Here is a 4,596-nt window from a genome sequence, read left to right on the forward strand (position 1 = left end):
CGGGGGGTCCGGGACGGCTGGAGGTTCCGGGGGTTCCGGGACGGCCGGAGGTTCCGGGAGTTCCGGAGGTTCCGGGAGTTCCGGAGGTTCGGAGAGTTCCGGGGCAGTCGGAGGCGCCGGGAGTTCCAGGGCAGTCGAGGAGTCCGGCGTTGCCAAGGATTCCGGGAATTCCGGGTCGGTCTGGGCCTCCGAGGGCTCCGGGACGGCCGGGGGCTCTGAGGGCTCCGGGACGGCCGGGAGTTCCGGGACGGCCGAGGCCTCCGAGAAGGCCGGGGGTCCCGGGACGGCCGAGGGATCCAGGGTCGCCGAGGGTGCCGGGGTCACCGAGGGTCCCGGAGCCGCCGAAGGCCCTGGCGTCGCCGTGACCGTCCCGTGGGTCCGTACCCGGCTGCGCTCCGCCCCCGGTGCCGCCTGGGCGTTGGCGGTGCTCGTCGTGGTGACCGCGTGTCTGGCCGCCGCGTTCCCGCGGGCGCTCGACCGGTACGAGGACGCCGGGCTGCGGCACGCCGCGCGGCAGGCGGGCCCCGACCGGACCTCCGTCCAACTGACCGGCACACAGCCAGACTTCACGCTGCCGCAGGATCAGCGCGAGGCGGCTCTGCGCTCCGCCGCGCTCCGGAAGCAGTACGACGACGTCCGCCCCACCGTCGGCCGGCCCCTCGTGATCGACCCGGCCCAGTCCGCGTACGGCGTGCGTCCCGCCGACGACCCCGCCGTGCCGGACACGTGGATACCGCGACCGAACGGCCTGCCCGCGCACGTCTACCCGGCCACCCAGAGCGACCTCGCCGGACACGCGACCGTACGTCAGGGCCGGTTGCCCCGCATCTCCGGCCAAGTCACCACGCAGACCCCCGAGATAGAGGCCGCCGTCACCGCGGCGACCGCCAACGGCCTGCACATCAAGGTGGGTTCGGTGATCCACGTGCCCGGCGAGGGACGCGCCCCGCTCGCCGTCCGCGTCACCGGCATCCTCACCCCGCGCGACCCCGCCGGCGCCTACTGGTCGACCCAGCCGCTGCTGCGCACCCCGACCCTGGTCGCCCTGCCGACACCGGACCGGCCGAAGTACTGGCTGGGCGCCCTGTTGCTGGCCCAGGACGCGGCCCCCGCCCTCCTCGGCACCTCCGCGAAGCCGGGCCCGTACTGGCAGTTGGCGCCCGACCCGACCGCCCTGCACGCCCACGACCTGGACGGTCTGAAGACCGCGGTCGCCGCGCTCGAATCGGGCCCCGGCCTCCAACTCGCCCGCACCCGCACCACCCCCGACACCGACGTGAGCACCGGCCTCGACGACGTGTTCACCACCTTCGGCCAACTCCGCTCCGGCATCCGCCCGTTGACCGCCGTCGCGGCCTTCGGCACCGGCACGGTCGCCGTCGTCGTCCTGCTCATGGCGGGCGGCCTCACCGCGGACCGCCGCCGCACCGAACTCGCCCTGCTCCGCGCCCGCGGCGCCTCCCTGCGCGGCCTCACCTCACGCCTGCTCGCCGAGACGGCCGTGATCGCCGTACCGGCGGGCGCACTTGGCCTGACGGCCGCACTGCTGGCCCTCCCCGGAGACCGCCGTCGCTACGCCGTCGCAGCCGCCCTCGCGGTCACCCTCACCGCGTCCGCAGCGCTCCCCGTACGCGCCGCGCTCACCCACCGGGTCGTCCGCGTCCACGGCCCCCGCGAGGACGTGACGACCGTACGTCCGTCCCGCCGCCGCACGGTCGCCGAGCTCACCCTGCTGGTGGTGGCGTCCGGCGCGGTGGAGGCCCTGCGCAGACGCGGCACGTCCGGCTCGGCGGGGGATCAACTGGTGTCGCTGGCCCCGGTGTTGGTGGGCGTGATCGCGGCACTGGTGCTGGTGCGCGTGTATCCGTTCCTGCTGCGCCGACTGGCGCGTCCGGCGGGCCGGCTGCGGGGTGTGGTGGGACATCTGTCGCTGGCCCGGGCGGGCCGTACGTCCGTCTCCGCGGTACTGCCCCTGCTGGCCCTCCTCACCGCGCTCACCACGGCCGCGTTCGGCGGTTCGGTCCTGGCGGGCGTGAGCGACGCCCGCGACCACGCGGCGCTCCTCGCCGTCGGCGCGGACGCCCGCCTCGACGCGACCGCTCCCCTGCCTGCCCGACTCCCCGGCCAGGTGAGCCGATTGGCGGGGGTGCGCGGTCTCGCCGAGGTGAGCATCACCGACGAGGCGAAACCGCGGGATGGTCTGGACGCGGTCCCGCTGGTGGGCGTGAACCCCGGTGACTACGCGGAGTTGGCGGTCCACGCGGGCCTGGGAGCCTTCGCCGAGGGGCAGTTGACGCGCCCCGCGGGCTCGGGCACCGTCCTCCCGGCCCTCGCCTCCCCCTCCGTGGCGACCGCGTACGGCACGCGCCCCTTCCTCGTGCGGCTGCCGGACACCAGCGCGGTCACCGTGCGGATCGTGCTCGTCCGGGACGTGACCCCGGCCGTGTCCGGCGCCGACTTCCTGGTCGTGGACCGCGCCGGGCTGTCCGGTACGGCGGCCCGCCCGACCTCGCTGCTGGTGACCGGCGACCAGGTGAGCGGGGCCGCGCTGCGCAAGGCGGCCGGGTCCTCGGCCGGTGTGACCGTACGGGCCGAGGAACGCGCCCGGTACGTCGACTCGCCCCTCCAGTCCGGCGCCGAGCACATCTACACGGCGGCGGTGGCGGCGGGCGCCGGCTACGCCGTACTGGCCCTCCTCCTCTCCCTCCTGCGCGCGGCCCCGGAGCGCGCCGCCCTCCTGGCCCGCCTCCGCACGATGGGCCTCACCCGAGCACAGGGCCGCCGCCTGCTCGTCCTGGAGTCCCTGCCCCAGGCCCTGTTGGCGGCGGCGGGCGGCGCGCTCACCGGCTGGGCGACGATCCGTCTGCTCGCCCCCGGCATCGACCTGACGTCGGTGGCCCTGGCGTCCGCACAGAACCCCGTCGCGGAGGCCCAGTTGAGAACCGATCCGGTGTCGCTGGCCGTCCCGGCGATCGGGGTGCTGCTGGTGGCGGTGGGAGTCGCGGGGGTGCAGGCGTGGTGGTCCGGACGGCGGGGATCGGTACGGGAGTTGAGGGCGGGGGACGCGCGGTGAGTCGTAGAGATGGCGTTCGTGAAGATGGCCTTCTTGCGGAAGCCGTTCGTACAGAAGGCGTTCGTACAAGAAGCGTTCGTACAGAAAGCGTTCGTACAGAAGGCTTCCGCCGAACAGTCGGCCGTGACCGAGGAGATCGTCGATGACCGCGAACCCCAGCCTCGCCGACCTGGCCACCCGTGCCGCGGAGCGCCGCGACCGGCCCGCCTACGGTCATGACGCGCTGATCACCTGCGACCGGCTGGTCCGTGTCTTCACCACGGACGGGGTCGAGGTGCAGGCGCTCCAGGGGCTCGATCTCCTGGTCAGGGAGGGCGAGTTGATGGCCCTGGTGGGGGCTTCGGGCAGCGGCAAGTCGACGCTGATGAACATCCTGGCCGGGCTGGACACACCCACCGCCGGTGCGGCCCGGGTCGCCGGCCGGGACCTGCTCACGATGACCGCCAAGGACCGGCTCGCCTACCGTCGTGAGGTCGTCGGGTTCGTCTGGCAGCAGACCTCCCGCAATCTGCTCCCCTATCTGACGGCGGCTCAGAACATCGCCCTGCCCATGCAGTTGTCCGGCATCCGCTCCGGGCGCCGGGCCAAAGCCGAACGCGCCCTGGAACTCCTGGAGTTGCTGGGGGTCGCCGACTGTCGTGACCGGCGTCCGCGGGAGCTGTCGGGCGGTCAGCAGCAGCGGGTGGCGATCGGGGTGGCCCTCGCCAACGCCCCGGCCGTGCTGCTCGCCGACGAACCCACCGGTGAACTCGACTCCCACACCGCCGAACAGGTCTTCGCCGCGTTCCGCACCGCGAACGAGCGGTTGGGCACCACTATCGTGATCGTCACCCACGACCAGGCGGTGGCCACCGAGGTCCGCCGCACGGTCGCCATCCGCGACGGCCGCACCTCAACGGAGGTCCTGCGGCGCAGCGAGGTCGACGCGACGACGGGCCACGAGACGGTCGTGGCGAGGGAGTACGCCATGCTGGACCGGGCGGGCCGGCTCCAACTCCCCGCCGAATACACGGAAGCCCTGGCCATGCGGGACCGGGTGGCCCTGGAACTGGAGCCGGACCACATCGGCGTCTGGCCCGACGACAGCGAGCAGCAGTGACCGACGGCGCGCTCAGCGCACGCTGACGCCGAGTGCGCCAATTCCCGCTCTGCGGACGGCGATCGAGCCGTACGGCGTGCGCAGCCGCAGCCATGCGCCCGACGAGAAGAGGCCCGACTCCCCGCCGGGGCGGAGGAATCCGAGGGACTGGGCCGCGTGGACCGCGCGGACCGGCAGGGAGGTGTCGCCGACCGTGCGGGACCAGATCTCCCGTCCTATGCGGTCGAGTTCGCTGCGCGTGCGGGTCTCGGGGGTCAACTCCTGGGTGCGGGAGCGGAATTCGGCGACTCCGGCCGCGATCATCCCGCGCAGTGCCTGCGGGCCCGGCAGGCCGGACTCGGGGGTCCAGCCGCCGCGTGGCGGCAGTACCCCGGCCCACGGCGGGCCGGTCACCGCGGCCGGTACCCCGGCCGTGGCCGCCGAC

General features: G+C 74.3%; 2 protein-coding genes and 1 pseudogene. 2 read left to right on the forward strand and 1 reads right to left on the reverse strand.

Features of this window, described 5'->3' with window-relative positions; translation table 11 throughout:
• Positions 1 to 361 precede the first annotated feature (361 nt).
• On the forward strand, positions 362 to 3,073 hold the full coding sequence (locus tag ACFWP5_RS51880; RefSeq protein WP_384174287.1) for an FtsX-like permease family protein: 2,712 nt from the start codon (positions 362 to 364) through the stop codon (positions 3,071 to 3,073).
• Positions 3,074 to 3,215: 142 nt separating this feature from the next.
• A complete protein-coding gene (locus ACFWP5_RS51885; protein ID WP_384174290.1) occupies positions 3,216 to 4,172 on the forward strand; it encodes an ABC transporter ATP-binding protein in 957 nt (318 codons plus the stop codon).
• A gap of 12 nt (positions 4,173 to 4,184) precedes the next feature.
• Here the strand turns inward: ACFWP5_RS51885 and ACFWP5_RS51890 are convergent.
• Positions 4,185 to 4,596: pseudogene (locus ACFWP5_RS51890) on the reverse strand (hypothetical protein); the annotation flags it as partial.

Source organism: Streptomyces sp. NPDC058469 (assembly GCF_042721125.1).
Classification (GTDB): Bacteria; Actinomycetota; Actinomycetes; order Streptomycetales; family Streptomycetaceae; genus Streptomyces.